Annotated in this window: 20 protein-coding genes and 1 pseudogene; 6 read left to right on the top strand and 15 right to left on the bottom strand. The window is 68.8% G+C overall.

Features of this window, described 5'->3' with window-relative positions:
• The 3 genes and pseudogenes from HXX10_RS22205 to HXX10_RS22195 all read left to right on the top strand — a co-directional run.
• Nucleotides 1-338 (top strand): annotated as a pseudogene (locus tag HXX10_RS22205) (hypothetical protein); the annotation flags it as partial.
• A gap of 17 nt (nt 339-355) precedes the next feature.
• Nucleotides 356-640, top strand: coding sequence for a translation initiation factor IF-1 (infA, locus tag HXX10_RS22200; protein WP_296525328.1), 285 nt, complete (start codon nt 356-358; stop codon nt 638-640).
• A 78-nt stretch (nt 641-718) separates the two neighbouring features.
• Nucleotides 719-943 (top strand): hypothetical protein, encoded by a 225-nt coding sequence (locus HXX10_RS22195; RefSeq protein WP_296525326.1) that lies wholly within the window; start codon nt 719-721, stop codon nt 941-943.
• A 439-nt stretch (nt 944-1,382) separates the two neighbouring features.
• Here the strand turns inward: HXX10_RS22195 and HXX10_RS22190 are convergent, their stop codons facing one another.
• The gene (locus tag HXX10_RS22190; RefSeq protein ID WP_111357322.1) at nt 1,383-1,592 is read right to left on the bottom strand and encodes a cold-shock protein; all 210 of its coding nucleotides are present in this window, start codon (nt 1,590-1,592) and stop codon (nt 1,383-1,385) included.
• A gap of 628 nt (nt 1,593-2,220) precedes the next feature.
• Here HXX10_RS22190 and HXX10_RS22185 point away from each other — a divergent pair.
• The 3 genes from HXX10_RS22185 to HXX10_RS22175 all read left to right on the top strand — a co-directional run bounded on the left by HXX10_RS22185 (nt 2,221) and on the right by HXX10_RS22175 (nt 5,110).
• Nucleotides 2,221-3,042 carry an NAD(+)--dinitrogen-reductase ADP-D-ribosyltransferase gene (locus HXX10_RS22185; RefSeq protein WP_296525323.1) on the top strand — a complete coding sequence of 274 codons (822 nt, stop codon included), beginning with the start codon at nt 2,221-2,223 and terminating at the stop codon, nt 3,040-3,042.
• A 14-nt stretch (nt 3,043-3,056) separates the two neighbouring features.
• The gene (gene draG / locus HXX10_RS22180) at nt 3,057-4,004 is read left to right on the top strand and encodes an ADP-ribosyl-[dinitrogen reductase] hydrolase (RefSeq protein ID WP_296525322.1); all 948 of its coding nucleotides are present in this window, start codon (nt 3,057-3,059) and stop codon (nt 4,002-4,004) included.
• A gap of 131 nt (nt 4,005-4,135) precedes the next feature.
• Nucleotides 4,136-5,110 carry a tetratricopeptide repeat protein gene (locus HXX10_RS22175; RefSeq protein WP_296525320.1) on the top strand — a complete coding sequence of 325 codons (975 nt, stop codon included), beginning with the start codon at nt 4,136-4,138 and terminating at the stop codon, nt 5,108-5,110.
• A gap of 15 nt (nt 5,111-5,125) precedes the next feature.
• Here HXX10_RS22175 and HXX10_RS22170 read toward each other — a convergent pair whose 3' ends face one another.
• The 14 genes from HXX10_RS22170 to nifN form a co-directional block, all read right to left on the bottom strand.
• Nucleotides 5,126-5,422 (bottom strand): ferredoxin family protein, encoded by a 297-nt coding sequence (locus HXX10_RS22170; protein ID WP_296525319.1) that lies wholly within the window; start codon nt 5,420-5,422, stop codon nt 5,126-5,128.
• 35 nt (nt 5,423-5,457) lie between these two features.
• Nucleotides 5,458-6,762 carry an FAD-dependent monooxygenase gene (locus HXX10_RS22165; RefSeq protein ID WP_296525318.1) on the bottom strand — a complete coding sequence of 435 codons (1,305 nt, stop codon included), beginning with the start codon at nt 6,760-6,762 and terminating at the stop codon, nt 5,458-5,460.
• 248 nt (nt 6,763-7,010) lie between these two features.
• Nucleotides 7,011-8,117, bottom strand: coding sequence for an electron transfer flavoprotein subunit alpha/FixB family protein (locus HXX10_RS22160; RefSeq protein ID WP_296525317.1), 1,107 nt, complete (start codon nt 8,115-8,117; stop codon nt 7,011-7,013).
• Nucleotides 8,118-8,135: 18 nt separating this feature from the next.
• Complete coding sequence (locus tag HXX10_RS22155) at nt 8,136-8,981, bottom strand: electron transfer flavoprotein subunit beta/FixA family protein (RefSeq protein WP_296525316.1); 846 nt, start codon at nt 8,979-8,981, stop codon at nt 8,136-8,138.
• Nucleotides 8,982-8,992: 11 nt separating this feature from the next.
• Nucleotides 8,993-9,340, bottom strand: coding sequence for a nitrogenase stabilizing/protective protein NifW (nifW, locus tag HXX10_RS22150; protein WP_296525331.1), 348 nt, complete (start codon nt 9,338-9,340; stop codon nt 8,993-8,995).
• Nucleotides 9,341-9,342: 2 nt separating this feature from the next.
• Nucleotides 9,343-10,533, bottom strand: coding sequence for a homocitrate synthase (gene nifV, locus HXX10_RS22145; RefSeq protein WP_296525315.1), 1,191 nt, complete (start codon nt 10,531-10,533; stop codon nt 9,343-9,345).
• A 9-nt stretch (nt 10,534-10,542) separates the two neighbouring features.
• On the bottom strand, nt 10,543-11,706 hold the full coding sequence (gene nifS / locus HXX10_RS22140; RefSeq protein ID WP_296525314.1) for a cysteine desulfurase NifS: 1,164 nt from the start codon (nt 11,704-11,706) through the stop codon (nt 10,543-10,545).
• Between the two features lie 14 nt (nt 11,707-11,720).
• Nucleotides 11,721-12,008, bottom strand: a complete 288-nt coding sequence (locus HXX10_RS22135; RefSeq protein WP_296525313.1) for a NifU family protein — start codon at nt 12,006-12,008, stop codon at nt 11,721-11,723.
• 13 nt (nt 12,009-12,021) lie between these two features.
• Complete coding sequence (locus HXX10_RS22130) at nt 12,022-12,342, bottom strand: iron-sulfur cluster assembly accessory protein (protein ID WP_296525312.1); 321 nt, start codon at nt 12,340-12,342, stop codon at nt 12,022-12,024.
• 306 nt (nt 12,343-12,648) lie between these two features.
• Nucleotides 12,649-13,353, bottom strand: coding sequence for a nitrogen fixation protein NifQ (locus tag HXX10_RS22125; RefSeq protein ID WP_296525311.1), 705 nt, complete (start codon nt 13,351-13,353; stop codon nt 12,649-12,651).
• 4 nt (nt 13,354-13,357) lie between these two features.
• Nucleotides 13,358-13,666 (bottom strand): ferredoxin III, nif-specific, encoded by a 309-nt coding sequence (fdxB, locus tag HXX10_RS22120; protein WP_296525310.1) that lies wholly within the window; start codon nt 13,664-13,666, stop codon nt 13,358-13,360.
• 41 nt (nt 13,667-13,707) lie between these two features.
• On the bottom strand, nt 13,708-14,196 hold the full coding sequence (locus tag HXX10_RS22115; protein WP_296525309.1) for a NifX-associated nitrogen fixation protein: 489 nt from the start codon (nt 14,194-14,196) through the stop codon (nt 13,708-13,710).
• A gap of 14 nt (nt 14,197-14,210) precedes the next feature.
• Nucleotides 14,211-14,699, bottom strand: a complete 489-nt coding sequence (gene nifX, locus HXX10_RS22110; RefSeq protein ID WP_296525308.1) for a nitrogen fixation protein NifX — start codon at nt 14,697-14,699, stop codon at nt 14,211-14,213.
• Nucleotides 14,668-16,056, bottom strand: a complete 1,389-nt coding sequence (gene nifN / locus HXX10_RS22105) for a nitrogenase iron-molybdenum cofactor biosynthesis protein NifN (RefSeq protein WP_296525307.1) — start codon at nt 16,054-16,056, stop codon at nt 14,668-14,670. Before nifN ends, nifX begins: the two co-directional genes overlap by 32 nt.

Here is a 16,056-nt window from a genome sequence, read left to right as displayed (position 1 = left end):
GTGACGGCGAGCGGAACCGCAAGCCGGACCGCAATCGGAAGCCGGATCGCAACCGCAATCAGGACCGCAACCGGAGCGAGGGTCGGAACCGGCCCCCGGAGCGGAGCCGCGCCGAGGGTTCCCGGACGACCGTGCCGCAGGTATCGCAGCCGCGGTCGGAACAGCCGTCGCACCGATCACAGCCGCATGCCCCGCCGGTTCGGGTGGGCGTGCCGCTGGCGGAGCGCCCCGTGACCCGCAACGGGCCGGCCGTCGAGACGGCCCTGGACCAGGTGGCGTTCCTGCGCCGGACCGTACCGGCGGGCCACCGTGAAGTCGGACAATCCGTCGAGCGCTGAATTATCGGAGCACAGCCATGGCGAAAGAAGAGCTGATCGAATTCGAAGGTCTGGTGACCGAAATCCTGCCGGACACGCGCTACCGCGTTCAGCTCGATACCGGCCACGAAATCATCGCCTATACGGCCGGCAAGATGAAGAAGAACCGCATCAAGACGCTGGCGGGTGACCGCGTGATCGTCGAGATGTCGCCCTACGACCTCGAGAAGGGCCGGATCATCTTCCGCCACAAGGAGGAACGAAGCGGCCCCGGTGGGCCCGCCCGTCGTCCGCCACAGCGCCAGCAGTTCCGCCGGCGCTGATCGACCGACCAGCCGCCTTTCCGGCGGCTGGGGGCCGCCCCCCGGCGGCCAAGAGGGCGGGGGAGAAAGGCAAGAGACATGCGACTGTTCATGTTCGAGTCGGAGACGACGACGGAGCTCCGCGCCTTCGCGGGCGACTCGTCCGGCAGCAAGCTCCCCACCCAGCACGGCCCCTGGCACTCCACCGGGGTGGTGCGGCCCGACCGTGACCCGCCTCACCGGCTGTCGCGAACCACGATCGAGAAGGCCATCGAAGCGAAAGGCTTCCAGCTCTGGCGGATCAAGGCGGCTGAAAAGGCTTAGAACGACGTCACGCCAACCGGGCCACGGTGGGCGTCGATACGATGCTGCGTCGACTCGCGCTCGGTGCTCGGAGCGCGTTCGGACACAGACCGCGGATTCCGTTTTTGCTGAGCGCGCTCCGGACGGCCCGGAGCATGCGACCCGCGCAAGCGAACGACCGGACGGCTTCAGGCGGGGATGATTTCGGTGCCGCGGCGGTGGGGCTACGGCGCCCTGCCGAAGGGCCTTGCGCCGATCTCCAGGGCCGACACCGCGCCGCGACACTTCTGCGAGCGCAAAACTCTTCTGCCGGGATCGACCAGTCGGCGCGGCGATCGCACGCCCGGTCCGAACTCCCCTCGCGCACCGGCCGCACCGCGGCCGGGGCGGTTGCCGGGCTCCTGGCATACGGAGCCCCTTAAACGAGAAAGCCCGCCGAGGCGGGCTTTCGGACGAGAACTCAGACGGCTCGAAGCTGATCGGCGGAACTCTTGCCGGTCCGACGGTCCTGGGTGAGCTCGTAGGACAGCTTCTGCCCTTCACGCAGGTTCGTCATTCCGGCGCGCTCTACCGCACTGATGTGAACGAACACGTCCTTGCCGCCATCGTCGGGCTGGATGAAACCATAGCCCTTCTGCGCATTGAACCACTTCACGGTGCCGGTGCTCATAGACGTCCTTTCGACAGACGAGCAGGTCTAGATCCGCGAGTGGCCTAACCGCCCCCCGCGGCGGGTTTCTCGATGTTCAGTCAGATCTCGTCGGTCAGGCGCAGGACGGGCCCGCATGCTTGGCCAAGTCGTTCGGCCGAAACTTCGATCCAATCTGATTATCATGACCAGAAACAGGCACAATGCGTCGCCCTGCCCTTCGGCAAAAAAAATTCGCCGAGCCTTGAGTTTGGGCATGCCGCAGAATTGGGCGAATTAACGCAGCGCAAAAACCTAGGCTCCAGCGCATAGCCCATAAGTATACCCTTATGAGAGCCTCCCATCCCGGGCACCGCCCAGTCTTGATGCCAAGTCGACATGGCGGGTCGGTCGGGAGACGATCGGGGCCCGCGTCGGTCGGCGCAGCCAAACCCTGACAAAAACAACGGCCGAAATCACTGCACCCGCCTGCCGTGTTGACGGAAATCAGCGCGGGTTCGCCGCCGCGGAGCGCATGACGGCGCGACGGCACCGCACGTTCCCCCGACAGCAGCGCCGCCACTCGCTTTCCCGTTCCTCACCACCGCTCCGCTCGGGCCCCGATCCGCCACCACTCGGCCGCGGCCCGACACTTGCAAGGACGAAGCGAATGCCGGGGCGCAGCTCCTTTGGACACTCGACCAACTTGGTGGGCCTACCGACCGATCTCTTGGCGAGCTGCGCCTACAACGACCACCCGGTTCCGTTGCGGATCTCGGGCGTGCGGGAAATGAACCGGAGCCTGTTCGAGATGCTGTCGCAAGCACCGGACCTGGCCGACGCCGGGATCGCCTTCGCGAGCTACATGATGGCGATGTTCGGCCTCGACCCCGAGCAGCAGGAGCCGGTCCACGAGGGGCGCGGCTACGCGCCGAAGCGTTACCGCTCGTCCTTCCTGCGGCTGATCAAGGGCTGGGGCTACGACTCCAACAGCCCCGAAGGCGCGGTGATGAAAGGCTGGGTGGAGAGCCGCTTCGGCATCCTGCCGACCTTCCACAAGCAGATCATCGGCCGCGTCTCGGACCAGGGCTGGATCACCTATGTGGAAGAGAAGATGTCCAGCCGCTTCCACAACAACTCGATCTACACCCAGCTCGACCTCGTCTACGAGTTCTGCCAGTGGGCGCTCGCCACCATGGTGGCGCCGGGCGAGACGCATGTGACGCTCTATCGCGGCGTCAACGATTTCGACGAGCATCCGATCGTCGCCCGGCTCGACAAGCGCACCGCCGTCGTCCGGCTCAACAACCTCGCATCGTTCACGTCCGATCGCGATATCGCCGATTGTTTCGGCGACATCATCCTCACGGCTCAGGTGCCGACGACCAAGATCACCTTTTTCAACACGCTGCTCGCCGGCCATCCGCTCAAGGGCGAAGGCGAGTATCTGGTGATCGGCGGCGACTACCGGGTGACGGCGAGCTACTTTTGACAGCAGGACGCATCATGCAGTCTCCGACCCTGGACGAGCGGGCGCTCGGCGCCTTCCTGGGGCTTGCGGTCGGGGACGCGCTCGGCGGCACCGTCGAGTTCATGACCAAAGGCGAGATCGCGACGCGCTACGGCGTGCTCGACCGCATGGTCGGTGGCGGATGGCTGCGCCTCGCCCCCGGACAGGTGACCGACGACACCGAGATGGCGCTGGCGCTCGGCCGCTCGCTGCTGCGCCAGAACGGGCTCCACCTGCAGGATCTGTGCGAGGAGTTCGCCCGCTGGCTGCGCTCCGGGCCGATCGATGTCGGCAACACCTGCCGCCGCGGCATCCGTCGCTTCATCACCGACGGTACCGTCGAGGGGCCCTATTTCGACGGCGACGCCGGCAACGGCGCGGCCATGCGGCTTCTGCCGGTGGCACTGGCGACGCTCGGCTCGCCGGCGCTCGGCGAGGAGTGGTGCGTGCGTCAGTGCCACACCACCCACCATCATCCGCTGTCCGACGCGGCCTCGGTGACGCTGGTCCGCATGCTGCACGTGCTGCTCGGCGGCGGAACCAAGGCGGCGGTGCGCGAGATCGCCGACGCGTTGGTCGCCCAGCACCGCGCCTTCCGGTTCGAGAACGCGCCGGGCCCCTCGTCGGCCTATGTGGTCGACACGCTCAAGACCGTGCTGCACTTCTACTTCTCGACAGAGACCTTCGCCGAGGCGACGGTGCGCACCGTCAACCAGGGCGGCGACGCCGACACGACGGGCGCAATGGTCGCCATGCTGGCCGGCGCCACCTACGGGGTCGACGCGATTCCGTCGGGCTGGCTGAAACGTCTCGACCGCGACGCGGCGATCGAAATCCGGACCCAGACTCCGCGACTGTTGGGCCTCGCGGCGGCCCTGCGGGCCAAGGCGGCAGCCCCGGCCGTTGTGGAGCCGGCCCCCTGGGCGCCGCCTCCACTGGTGTGAGCCCGGCGCCGATCGAGCCGCGATACCGCGACGGCGCTCTCTCCGCGGCCGCGCCGGCATCATGTTGACTTCGGGTGAACCGACCACGGCCCTCGGCACTCCAACGCCAAGTCAATGCGCTGGAGGCCCCCATGACCCGGACACGACGCATCACCGTCGTCATTGCCGTTTTGGCTGCGACCGGCACGGCGATCGCCGCGCTCGCCACCACCTGGACCAAGCCGTCCGAGTACGACGCCCTCAGTCTTCGCGTCATGCAGTTGCACGTCGCCGAGCGGTTCGACCAGGCGGTGCCGCTGGCCGAGTACGTCGTCGCTCTCGCCCGCGCGCAGGACGGTGAGGACAGCCCGCGCTACGCCAAGGCCCTTTCCTCGCTCGCCGAGCTGCACATCGCCACAGCACATCCCGATCGCGCGGAGCCGCTGGCGACGAGCGCGCTCGCCGTGACCGAGCGCCGCTCCGGCGCCGAGGCGGAAGAGACGGCCGATGCCGTGATTCTGGCCGGCAGAGCCCAGCTTGCGCAGAAACACTTCCCCGAGGCGGAGCAGTTGCTCGGCCGGGCCCGCGCCATCTACGCAAAGGCCGATCCGGCCGACCGGGTGGGCGCGGCGACAGCGGGCCGGTGGCTCGCCGATGTCTACGCGGCGACCAGTCGCGTCGACGAGGCGGCGGCGCTCTACGAGCAGAACGTCGCCGCCCAACAGGCGAAATGGGGCCCCGACAGCACCATGGTGGGCTTCGCCCTGCAGCGTCTGGTCGATCTGTATGCCGAGAACGGCCGTTACGCCGAGGCCGAGGCGGCGGCACGCCAGCGCCTCGCCATATCGGAGAAGGCGTCGACGGCGAGCGGCGACAAGGTCGGCTTGGCGCTCAGCCTCGTGCATCTCGCCGACGTCGTCGCCATTCAGCGCCCGGTCGACGCCGAGCCGATCGCCCGCCGCGCCGTCGACCTCGCCGAGCAGGCCGATCAGGCACGCCTGCGCGACATGGTGCTGGCCGACGCGCTGGCGTCGCTCGCCCACATCTGCGATGCCGTCGGACAGACCGACGAAGCCGCCTCCCTCGCGGCTCGCGCCGCGAGTCTGCGGAAGCAGACGGCCCGGTGACCGCAGGGAAAGGGCTCAGCCGAACTTGAACAGCACGCCGTAGCCGCCGCGCGGATACGTCCAGGTGATGTCGCCCTTGCCTTCGGCGAGCACCCGGCAGGTGCCGCATTCCATGCAGCCGTCGTGGGCGACCTCGACCTGACCCTTGCCGTTGAGCTCGTAGCACCGGGCCGGGCACAGCTTCACCAGCGCGAGCAGCTCCGGCGACGGGGTTTCGTGCGGCGTGACCTTGATGTGCGAGCGCCCGGAGTCGACCCGGTAGCGGTTCTGATAGAGCTTGTCCTCGACGCGGACGTCCGGTTCCGTGGTCATCGCTCTCTCCGGGTTCGGGGTTGTACGATCAGCGGTCAGCGCCAAGCCCGCGCCATGCGGACGGCGTCGCCCAGGAGGCCGGTGATCGAGCGCGCCGCGAACACCGACCTCAAGGTTCGTTTCTCCTTCTCGACCTTCGGGGTGCCATCGACCCGCAGGAAGTTCTGCATGGCCTTCGACACGAGCTGCGGATAGGTCAGGAAGAAGTTCTGCGAGCTGGCGTGGAGCAGCGCCGGCATGTCCTTGTACTTCTTCAGATCCTGCATGACGTAGGAGTCGACCAAGCGGGTCTTGTAGATCTCGAGGTTCTTGGCGGTCGGCTCGAGGCCCCGCCCCTTCAGCTCCGCCACGGCCTCGCCGGCCATCTGGCCGGAGGCGAGCGCGAGGTTCGAGCCCTCGCGATGGATCGCGTTGTTGAGCTGCGCCGCATCTCCTGCCACCAGCCACCCGTCGCCGAAGAGCTGCGGGATCGCCTTGTAGCCGCCCTCGGGGATCAGATGCGCAGCGTATTCCTTGACCTCGGATCCCTCGATCAGCGGCGCCACGGAGGGATGGCGCTTGAACGCCTCGAGCAGCTCGTAGGGCGCATGCCCGGTCTTGGCGAGATCGGAGACGATGCACCCTATCCCGATCGAGATGCTCTCGCGGTTGGTGTAGATGAAGCCCATCCCGGCCATGCCGCGCGAGATGGTGCCGGCGGCCTCGATCACGGCGCCCTCGTCACCCTTCAGGTTGAAGCGCGCCTCGATGGTCTCGCGCGGCAGGAAGTGCATCTCCTTGACGGCGAGCGCGACGTTTTCGCGCGCCGGGCGCTCGCGCAGCCCCGCGCGCGTGCCGAGCAGACCGTTGACACCTTCCGCCAGCACCACCACGTCGGCGAACACGTCGCCGTCGCGCCGGTCGGTCCGCACGCCGATCACCCGGCCCTTGGTGTCCTTCAGCAGCTCGAGCACGGTCGTCTCGCACAGCACGAGAGCGCCCGCCTCCTGGACGTGGCGCGAGAACCAGCGGTCGAACTGCGAGCGGATGATGGTGTAGCGGTTCGGTCGCTCCTCGTTGAAGTCCTCCGAGCGGTAGTGCAGCCCGGTGTGCGAGGCGTCGTCCATCATCCAGAACCGCTGCTCGACCAGATGTCGCTCGAGCGGCGCGTCCTCGCGGAACTCGGGGATCAGCTTCTCGACCGCATTGGCGTAGAGGATCGCGCCCTGCACGTTCTTCGAGCCCGGATACTCGCCACGCTCGAGCTGCAGCACCTTCAGGCCGCGCTTCGCCATGGTGAGAGCGGCGGCATTGCCGGCCATGCCGGCGCCCACCACGATCGCATCGAACTTTTCCGTCATCGGGTCCTCCCGGGGAACCGCGCCGAGCGATTCAGATCCATCGGTCCGCATGCCGCCGCCGGTCTTTTACCCTCCCCTGGAGGGGGAGGGTCGCACGCCGAAGGCGTGCGGGGTGGGGTGAAGCCCCATACTCCGGAGATGCCGTTCACCCCCTCCCGACCGGCCTGCGGCCGATCGACCTCCCCCCTCCAGGGGGAGGTGAAGGACGTGCGGCCCTCTGTGATCACCGAAACGTTCATCGTCTCCTCTCAGCTCGCGATGCGGTCGCGGATGTGCGGCGACAGCCGCCGGCGGAACGCCTCGGTCAGATGCGGCAACAGATGCAGCGCGTCGGTGACGATGCCGACATGAGCGAAGTCGAAGATCGGGGCGTTCTTGTCGGTGTTGATGGCGACGATCAGGTCGGCACCCTCGACGCCGACACGATGCTGGATGGCGCCCGAGATGCCGGCCGCGATGTAGAGCTTCGGCCGGATGGTCTTGCCGGTCTGGCCGATCTGGCGGTCGGCCGGCAGCCAGCCCTTCTGGACCAGCGGCCGCGAGCAGCCGAACTCGGCGCCGAGCACCGAGGCGAGCTGCTGGACGAGCTGGAAGTTCTCCGGCGAGCCGAGGCCGAGGCCGCCCGCCACCACCACGTCCGCATAGGCGAGGCTCGACTTCGTCGAATCACGGTCCGGGATATATTTGAGGACCTTGGTGACGACGTCCTCCTCGACCATGGCGAGCGGATGCTCGACCAGCCGTCCGAGCGGCCTCTCGACGCGGTCCGGCATGGCCATCACGCGCGGCCGCACGGTCGCCATCTGGGGCCGGAAGTTGAGCGTGTAGATGGTGCACAGGAGCGAGCCGCCGAAGGTCGGCCGGGTCGCGGCGAGCGAGCCGTCGGCATCGACATCGAGCGCCGTGCAGTCGGCCGTCAGCCCGGTGAGCAACGTCGTCGCCACGGCGCCGGCGAGATCGCGACCGAGCGTCGTCGCGCCGAGCAGCAGCACTTCCGGCTTGTGGGTCTCGACCAGATCGGTGAGCGCCTTGGCGTAAGGCTCGTTGCGGTAGTCGGCGAGGATGTCGTTGGTCACCGTGTAGACGAGGTCGGCGCCATAGCAGGCCGCCTCCTGGGCGGCCGCCTGGGTCGCTGCGCCGGGCACGCCGATCACCACGCCGGCGAGTTCGACGCCGAGCTTGTCGGCCAGCTTGCGCCCCTCGCCCATCAACTCCCACGAGACGGGATGGACGTGGCCGCGCTCCTGCTCGATGAACACCCAGACGTGCTTGTGATTCTTGAACCGCTCGGGCAGCTCCTTCTTGATCGCTGCACGTCCCGCGCCGGGCGCGGCAGGCTTTGCCGGTTGAGCCATGGCTGTCTCCCGTTCCGATCAGAAGCCGCGCACGAGCGTGGCGAGGTCGGCCTCGAGACGTGGCCGCTGGGTGAACATCGCATCGATCAGGGCGTCCGCCGTGGCGGCGCCGTCCGGCTCGACCATGGCGGCCTTCTCGGCGCGGGCGCTCGGCGCGAACACGCGCTTGACCACGGTCGGCGAGCCGCGCAGGCCGCACTTGGCGACGTCCGGGATGCCGGCGTCCTCGGCGCTCCACACGACGATCTCGGCCCGCGCGGCACGCAGCGCGTCCGGCAGCGAGCCGCGGCGAATGTCGTTGGTGCCTTCCAGCATGGTGATCAGGCAAGGAAGCTTCGTGCGCAGCGCCTGCACGCCACCCTCGGCGCGGCGATCCACCTCGATGGTGCCGCCCGCGAGATCGAGGGCCGCGACGCGCGACACATAGGTGAGCTGGGCGAGGCCGAGCCGCTTGGCGATGCCCGGCCCGACCTGGGCCGTGTCGCCGTCGATGGTCTGCTTGCCCGTGAAGACGATATCGACGGGCTCGAAGGTCTCACCGATCTTGGCGATGGCGGACGCGAGCGCGTAGCTGGTCGCCAGCGTGTCGGAGCCGGCGAAGAAGCGGTCGGTCAGCAGCACGGCGCGGTCCGCCCCGAAGGTCATCGCCTTGCGCAGGCTCTCCTCGGCCATGGGCGGGCCCATGGTGAGGATCGTCACGGCGCCGCCATGCTGGTCGCGCAGGCGCAGCGCCTCCTCGACGGCGAACAGATCGTAAGGGTTGATGATGGTCGGCACACCCTGCCGCATGATGGTGTTGGTGACCGGATGGACGCGGATCTGCGCCGAGTCCGGAACCTGCTTGATGCAGACGACGATGTGCATGGCTCACCCGGTCACTTCAGCTCGTCGAGCGGGACGAAGTTCTTCGGCGCCTTCGGCTCGACCGCCTCCTTGAGCACCTTGAAGACGCGCTGCTCCAGCGGCGAGGAGGCCGCGAGCTCCTCGTAGGCGCGGGCCAGCACGCTCTTGCAACGTGCCACCGCGATCGGCTCGGGAATGCCGTCGAGATCGTCGCCGGCCAGGTACTCGCCCATGCGCTTGAGGATGTGCAGGCGGGCGATGTTCAGCACCGCCTGGTCGTAGGGGACGAGCAGGATCTCGAAGAACTCCTCGGCCGAGTCCGCCGCCTTCAGGCGCGCCAGCGCGCCCGGTGCGACGACGGGATCGTGATTGCCGCACATGCTCATTGAAGTCCCTCCTCGATGCGGCGGATCGGATCGCGCACCTCGCGCCAGATGGCGCGCAGCGCGTCCTCCTCGACCGGCCCCTTGATGGTGACGGCGCGCTCGCGCACCCGCGCCAGGATGGCCGGCAGCTCGTGCTCCTCGGCCGGCAGGCGCAGCGCTGCGAGCGACATGGCAATGGCGGCGAGGCCCGAATGCTTGCCGATGGTGATCTTATGCGCACGACCGAGCAGGCCCGGGTCGAGCGCCTGGTAGGTGCGGTGGTCCTTCAGGAGCCCGTCGACATGGATGCCGGACTCGTGCGTAAAGATGTGATCGCCGACGATCGCCTTGCCGACCGGGATCGGCCGCGACGCGGCCGCCGCGACTACGGCGGCGACCTCGCCGAGCTTTTCGAAGGCGACGCCGGTCTCGCGGCCATGGAGCTGCTTCAGCGCGACGGCCACCTCCTCGAGCGGCGCATTGCCGGCGCGCTCGCCGAGCCCCATCACGGTGACGGAGGCGTGGGTTGCGCCGGCCTGCACGGCGGCCAGCGTGTTGGCGGTGGCGAGCCCGAGATCGTCGTGGCCGTGGAACTCGATCTCAAGGTCGGTGGTCTTCCGCACGGCGGCGACGAGCGCATAAGTCGTGAACGGATCGAGCACGCTCAGCGTATCGGCGATGCGGAAGCGCCGCGCCCCGGCGGCCTTGGCGGCGGCCACCACCTCGGCCAGGAACGACACGTCGGCGCGTGACGAATCCTCGCCGCCGACCGCGACTTCCAGCCCGCGGCTGCGCGCATAGCCGACGACGTCGGCCAGCATCGCCAGACCGGCGGCGCGGCCGCCCTTGATCTTGGCGGCGATCTGCACGTCGGAGACCGGCAGCGACACGTTGACCATCGACACGCCGGCGGCCAGCGCGGCGTCGACGTCCTCGCGGCGCATCCGGCACCAAGCGATGGCGGTGAGCGGCAGCTCGGCCTCGACGACGGCGCGGATCGCGGCGATCTCCTGCTCGCCCATGGCGGGCGTGCCGGCCTCGACCTCGGTGACGCCGGCCACGGCGAGCGCACGAGCGATCGCGACCTTCTCGGCGGCCGTGAAGGCGACGCCGGGCGCCTGCTCGCCGTCGCGCAGCGTCGTGTCGTTGAGGACGACGCGGGGCGCCGGAACTTCGCGCGCAGTCGGCCCGTCGAACGGCAGCATCATGCTCTCTCCTCAGGCGGCCGGCGCCAGCGCATCGCGGCGCAACTCGCCGATCACGGCCGGAACGATGTCGACGACATGGTCGATCTCGACCGCAGTCGTTTCGCGCGACAGCGAGAACCGCACGACGCCGCGGGCATGCGTCTGCGGAACCCCCATGGCCCGCACCACATGCGAGGGCTCGACGGCGCCCGATGCGCAGGCCGAGCCGGACGATACGGCGATCCCGCGCCGGTCGAGCAGGCGGATCACCGCCTCGCTCTCGACGCCCGCGAAGGCGAGGCCCGCCGTGTTGGCGACGCGGTTGTCGCGGTCTCCGAGCACCCGGACCTCGGCGATGCGGGCCAGCAGGCCGGCCTCGAGCCTGTCACGCAATGCTGCGATCCGAGCCGTGTCGGACACGAGCCCGGCGGACGCGATCTCGCAGGCGGCGCCGAGCGCCACGATGCCGGGCACGTTCTCGGTGCCGGCGCGGCGTCCGCGCTCCTGCGACCCGCCGACCGTCTGGGCCGCCAGCTTCAAGCCCCGGCGTACGAAAAGCGCACCGACGCCCTTCGGCGCATGCAGCTTGTGGCCGGACAGCGAGAGAAGGTCGATGGCCGTTGCGGCGACTGCGAGCGGCAGCCGGCCGACCGCCTGCACGGCGTCGCTGTGAAACAGCGCGCCGACCGCCTTGGCCTGCGCGGCGAGATCGGCGATCGGAAATACCATGCCGGTCTCGTTGTTGGCCCACATGACCGACACGAGCGCGACGCGCTCGGACAGCGCTGCCGCATAGGCCTCGCGGTCGAGCCGGCCGGCGTTGTCGACCGGAATCGTGTGAACCGTGAGGCCACGCGCAGCCGCCAGCGCCGTGCAGAGCGTCTTCACGGCCGGATGCTCGACCGCACTGACGACGATCTCGCTGCGGCCCGGCCGGGCCGCCAATGCGGCCAGAATCGCCAGATTGTCGCTCTCGGTGCCGCCCGACGTGAACACGATCTCGTCCGGATGGGCGGCGCCGACCAGCGCCTGAATGTTTTCGCGGGCGCGAGCGACAGCCAGCTTGGCGGCGACGCCGAAGGCATGGCCCGAGGACGGATTGCCGAAGAGTTCCGAAAACATCGGCAACATCGCCTCGACCACGCGGGGATCGACCCGCGTGGTGGCGTTGTTGTCGAGATAGACGGGGGGCATGTCCGCTTTGCTCCTCAAGTCGCCGGAACGACCCGGATGGGGAAGCCGAGCTTGTTCATCAGCCGCCCCTGCACGCCCTGGATCGTCACCGAGGCGAGAACGCAGCCGACGCAGGCGCCGGTGAGCTTCACGTGAACGGTCGAGCCCTCGATGCAGACCAGCTCGCAGTCGCCGCCGTGCTTCTGCAGATTCGGGCGCAGCTCCGCGACCGCCTCGGTGATCAGCTTTTCGCGCAACGCCGTCGCGTCGGCCGGGCTGAGCGCGGAGGCGGTGGCTTCGGGAGCCGGAAGGGTGCCGTGCATTGATCCCCTCCTCTCAGCCGAACGACTTGCCGCACGAGCAGGTCTCGCCGGCGTTCGGGTTGTCGAAGGTGAAGCCCTTGCCGGCCAGCGTCTCGGTGAAGCCGATGGTGAGGCCGGCGACCAGCGGCTGCGACTGCGGATCGACGAACACCTTGACGCCGCCCGACTCGATCACGGCGTCGTCGGGTCCCGGCTCGGCGGCAAGGCCGATCATGTACTTGTTGCCGGAGCAGCCGCCGGTCTCGATCATCACTCTGAGGCCGGCGTCGGGCTTGCCGGCCCGCGACATCGCGGTGCGAACAGCTTCGGCGGCTTCGGTCGACAGCGTGATCATCGAGGGGCTCCATTCCGATGGCGTCGTGACTGCTGAGCAACTGGCGTGCCAGCCGCCGCCGCGCTTCGGATGTGCCGATGGATCGAGGGTTTTCGCAATTGTCGGCGGCGTGTCGCGCACCCCCCGTCGCAAACCCGACACGCGCCGCGTGTCGCGGCATGTCGGGTTTATCGCAAGGGAGATGCTGTTCCTCGTCATGGCCGGGCTCGTCCCGGCCATCCACGTCTTGGCCACGGCAGGACCCAGAAAACGTGGATGCCCGCGACGAGCGCGGGCATGACGGAGACTGGTGTTCGAGCTCGGAAATTACGACAGCGGCAAGAGGGAGTCGCGACGGGCGCGCGCGAGGCGGCTCTCGCCGGTCTCCTCGCCGAAACAGGCGTCGAAGTCGGCGCAGGCCGAGCACACCGGAGTCGCGCACATGACGAACCCGTCGGATTCGCACAGAGTGCGATAGAAGAAGCGCTTCCAGCGCATGTTGCGGACATTGCGCCGGGCGAGCGGACCGAAGTGGCGCATCAGCAACCGGGTCAGCTCGGAGCGGTCGCGCAGGCCGAGATCCTCCCACAGATGGTTCGGCTCGAGGGCGCGGCGCGCCACCATGGCGGCGAGCAAGCTGCTGTCGTCGCTCTCGTCGGTGCGGGAGGCCAGCAGGAGATCGCGCAGCATCACGACCTCGTCGTCGTCGCAGGGCGCCCCCTCTCCCTCTTCGGCACGCAGCAGCAGGACAGCGCCGGGGAAGCGGCGCGCGATCAGCCGGCGCAGCTCGGCGGCGCCGAGCCCCAGCCGTATGTGCACCGGCCCTCCCTCGGCGGCCGCGACCGCGATCAACGAGGCGAACACATGGGTGTCGAAGTCATCGTCGTCGTCGATGCCGGCCTCGGCCGGCCACCAGCCGGTGAGGCCGCGATAGATCGCGGCGGCGCTGCGAGACGCGCAGCACCGATCGCCGCACAGGCCGGGCACCGGCCTCGACAGGCTCGGCATATCGGCGGGGCCGGCGGGCAACATGGCGTCACACCGCTGCGAGCGCAGTCGCCGGAACGTGGGTCTGGCAATTCTTCGGGCAGACCCGCGCGCAGGCGCCGCAGCCGATGCAGTTGCCGGCCTGGTGCAGCACCATCACCTTGCGGACGAACTCCTCGTCGTCGTCGTCCTCGTCGGCCGCGCAGGCGACCAGCTCGTCGTCCTCGTTGACGCCCATCAGGTGCATGACGTCACGAGCGCAGACCTTGTAGCAGCGGCCGCAGCCGATGCACTTGTTGCCGTCGATCGCCGTGATATAGGCGGGCTCCCAGGGCGTGCCGTCGCGGGTCGTGAACATTCTTGACCTCCTGGCGGCCATGGGCCGCACCGTCGTCACGCTCAGGCGCGCGCGACCTCGGGATACTTCTCGATGATGGCGATACAGGCGGCGACCTGCTTGGTGCCTTCGGCGGCGAGCGCAGCGAGGCTGTCGTAGCCGAACCGGTGCACGTCGCGCAGATGCTTGGTGAGCACCACCAGGCGGCCCGTGGTGAGAATGATGCGGCCGAAGCCCTCGTGATGCATCTTCATCATCGGGCTGGCGACCAATTGGGTGTCCTGCTCGATGGCCAGCCCGATGGCGCCGTAGAACTGCTCGACCCGCCACAGGATGTCGGGATCGGGATCGCCCATGATGGGCAGCGCACGGCGCTGCTCCTTGGTGACGACATAGTCCGACAGAATCTGCGCGTCGGTCTTGTTCTCCCAGTTGCCGTAGCTGTCCTGCGCCCGGATCACCCGGACCAGGCACTGCAGGAAGGGCGTCGCCAGCGCCTCGAGGTCGGCGACCGCCGGGTCGCGAGTGGTCTTCACGGTGGTGTCGGTCATCGGGGGCTCCAGGCTCACTCGTCGTCGACGAAGGAGGGTTTCTCGGGCACGGCGCCGGTGCCGGCCAGCACCTTGCGGAGCCACGGCGGCGGCGCACCGTTCAGCATCACGCGGGTGCGCTCGAGCACCGCCTCGACCGGCTGCTGCGGCATCTTGATCGGATGGATCTTCGCCGCCACCACCTTGGCTGCCGACGGCCCGCCGATGGCGACGCAGAACAGCAGATGGCAGCCCTTCAGCGCATCGACCTTCGGTCCGATGCGATCCTCGCCATCGGCCGCGTGCTTGCCCTGCTCGTCCGACACGGTGTCGCACGTGATCGTCTCGACATGGGTCCAGCCTTCGGCCGTCACGTCGTAGACCGTGAAGCAGCGCGCCGAGCCGAAATGGGCGTTCAGGCTCTTGCGATCCTGCGTGGCAATGGCGATCCGCACGGCGGCGGTCGGCTCCGCCGGCATGGATTCGTCTGGATCAATGATGCGAAGCTTGCGAATGGCCGTCATGGGTCTCTCCACGATCCCGGAACGGGTCGAGACTGTCCGGAGTGTGTATGCGCTGTTGCGCCTGGAACATGTTCGCGGCCTCGATGATCTGGTCGCGGACGCCGTCATAAAGAATGGTGCGCCGGTGCTGGCTGCCGAGTCGGTCGAAGATCGGGAAGCCGACCCGCAACAGCGGAACGCCGAGCCGCTCCGAGGCCTGGCGGCCGTGGCTGTGGGTGACCAGAAGATCGCACCCCGCCTCCCCCGCGCGAGTCTCGAAGTCGTCGAGATCGCCGACCGCCACCTCGGCCGCCGGGACCTTGTCGAGAATGGCCGAATGGCCCGTGGTGGTGACCGCGGTGACGACCTCGGCCCCCATGCCGGTGAAGAAGGCGGCGAGCGCGTAGAGATGGTCGGGCTCGGCCGCGATGGCGACGCGCTTGCCGCCGAAATGGAAGTGCCCGTCCAGCATGGCGTCCTGCAGCCGGCTGCGCGCCCGCCGCAACTTCGACGGCACCGGCCGCCCGGAAAGCCGAGACAACAGAGTGATGAACCGATCGGCCGCCTCCAGCGAGCCGAGCGTCTCGAGCACCGTGCAGGGCACGCCGGCGATCGCGTGGAGCATTTCGGCCGGCCGGCGGACGTGCTCGCCGATGGCGATGCAATGCGCGGCGTCGCCCAGCGCCCGGATCGCCTCGACCGGCGTGCCGCCATAGGTGGTCGGGATCCAGCGGCCCGGCACGGTGCCGTCGAGCGAGCCGGAGATGTCCGGCACGATGACGGGCTCGAGCCCGAAGCTCTCGACGGTGTCGCGCAGCAGGTCGAGGTCGGCGACCGTCAGGTGCCAGCCGGGCAGGATGGCGACCTTGCCAGGGTCGACCCGGCGCGGCTCGACCGGCTGGACCAGCCCCTCGATCAGCGCCAAGACGGCCTTGGAATAGCCCTCCTCGATGGCGCCCTCGAAGTCGGGCGTATGGACCAGGAGAACGTCGGTGCCGGCGAGCTCCGCCTCGCGCTTGCGCTTGATCAGCGTGATGTCACCCAAGAAGTCCTCGCCACGGGTCTCGACCAGTGCCGTCGTGCACACGCCGATCAGCTTCGGCTTGGTGCGGTTCTTGAGGTTGAGCAGCGCCTCCTCGAGATGATCCGCGCCGCCCAGGATGGTCGCAACCTCGTCCATGGCAGTGGTCTGCAGCGGGATCGCCTCCTTGAAATGCCGCACGAACAGAACCAGCGCGAAGGACGTGCAGCCCTGGCTGCCGTGGAACAGCGGCATCGCCTCGGCGACGCCGAGAAACGCCAGCGCGGCGCCGAGCGGCTGCGACGACTTCAGCGGGTTGACGGCAGCGGCCTTCTGGGTGGTGACGATCGCGGCCAT

The organism is Rhodoplanes sp. (genome assembly GCF_013377085.1).
Classification (GTDB): domain Bacteria; phylum Pseudomonadota; class Alphaproteobacteria; order Rhizobiales; family Xanthobacteraceae; genus Rhodoplanes.
The sequence above is the reverse complement of the archived record's forward strand: the minus strand, read 5'-3'. Positions and strand labels throughout refer to the sequence as shown.